At 43.2% G+C, this 1,678-nt stretch carries 3 protein-coding genes; 2 read left to right on the plus strand and 1 reads right to left on the minus strand.

Annotated features, from left to right (window positions below; translation table 11 throughout):
• Positions 1 to 385: transposase (locus C8D84_RS13665; RefSeq protein WP_322872474.1), on the minus strand; the 385-nt coding region annotated here is incomplete at its 3' end.
• A gap of 146 nt (positions 386 to 531) precedes the next feature.
• Between C8D84_RS13665 and C8D84_RS13670 the strand changes: the two genes are divergently transcribed.
• Positions 532 to 1,149, plus strand: a complete 618-nt coding sequence (locus C8D84_RS13670; RefSeq protein ID WP_068037317.1) for a DUF411 domain-containing protein — start codon at positions 532 to 534, stop codon at positions 1,147 to 1,149.
• Positions 1,150 to 1,293: 144 nt separating this feature from the next.
• A partial coding sequence (locus tag C8D84_RS13675) for a transposase (RefSeq protein ID WP_322872474.1) occupies positions 1,294 to 1,678 on the plus strand: 385 nt, incomplete at its 3' end.

Genomic DNA, 1,678 nt, shown 5'->3' on the forward strand with positions numbered 1-1,678 from the left:
TATGACGGTAGATACGTTTGTTATGACAAACTGCTATCTTGGTTGAATCAATATAGCTGATACCCGTACAGTCGCCCATCATGCTTTGCAAGTAGGCACATAGTGGCATGATACTGCGCGGCACAAGCTTTATAAATCGCGAGTAGCTCGGCAGATTTGGAAACTCCCGTTTCATCATGCCAAGCATGTGATGGTAGTAAAACGCCTTAAACTGTCGATAACGTAATTGATGAAACAGTACCAAGATGGTCATAATCTCTGCTACACTTATCTGGCATGCTCTTAGCCGTTGACGGCCCGTTGCGATTAAATGAGCGTCAAACTCAGGTTTGAATTGCTGATAAAAGTCGTCAATATGGCAGTATAGTTCGGTTAGGTTGTCCATGTAAGAAGTCCTTGTTGTGAAGTTTGTCTTGGTAAACTCACTTTAGCAATTTTGGGCTTCTTTTTTTATCTTTTTTTGAGCGCTTATCCCGAATTGGGGTTAAATATCAAATGCAACAATAAACAATAAATGACGAGAGGGTATGTATGAAACCTGATAACCATAACTTAACTTTTAAGCAGCATAAATTGTTTGGTGCGCTTATCCTACTGACAGTGACATCGTCGTTATTTGCTTGTAGCGAAACCAATACCACTGCTGCAACCACAGCGACTGTAGAGACGGCAACAGACAGCCAGAATTCAAAAGTCCAAACGCCTAAAACGGTGACTCCGAGCGCTAGCAGTAACAGTGATGCGCTGAGAAACGTCTCTGCGACGGTTTATAAAGATGCCAATTGTGGCTGCTGTAAAGAGTGGATTAGCCATGCCGAAGATCATGGTATGACCGCTGAGGGGCAAGATGTTGCCGACTTAGCGGTATTTAAACAGCGCTACGGCGTCCCTAATAATATGCGCTCTTGTCACACCACGGTCACGAGTGATGGTTATGTGTTTGAAGGCCATGTACCCGCTAAGCATGTTGCAGAGTTTTTAGCAAACCCGCCAAGCGACGCCATTGGCCTTGCTGTACCGGGTATGCCTATGGGGAGTCCTGGTATGGAATATAACAATCAGTTCGACCCTTATCAAATCATGCAAATAAATAAAGATGGTAGCACAGCGGTATATGCTGAGGTTGATAGCGCCAATGCCCAGTTATAGCTGAAAAGGATGATTTTTACTGTCCATCGCTAACTTATTAATAACCCCAGTTCGGGATAAGCGCTCAAAAAAAAGATAAAAAAAGAAGTCCGAAGTTGCTAAAGTAAGTTTACCAAGACAAACTTCACAACAAGGACTTCTTACATGGACAACCTAACCGAACTATACTGCCATATTGACGACTTTTATCAGCAATTCAAACCTGAGTTTGACGCTCATTTAATCGCAACGGGCCGTCAACGGCTAAGAGCATGCCAGATAAGTGTAGCAGAGATTATGACCATCTTGGTACTGTTTCATCAATTACGTTATCGACAGTTTAAGGCGTTTTACTACCATCACATGCTTGGCATGATGAAACGGGAGTTTCCAAATCTGCCGAGCTACTCGCGATTTATAAAGCTTGTGCCGCGCAGTATCATGCCACTATGTGCCTACTTGCAAAGCATGATGGGCGACTGTACGGGTATCAGCTATATTGATTCAACCAAGATAGCAGTTTGTCATAACAAACGTATCTACCGTCATA

The organism is Psychrobacter immobilis, assembly GCF_003148585.1.
GTDB lineage: Bacteria > Pseudomonadota > Gammaproteobacteria > Pseudomonadales > Moraxellaceae > Psychrobacter > Psychrobacter immobilis.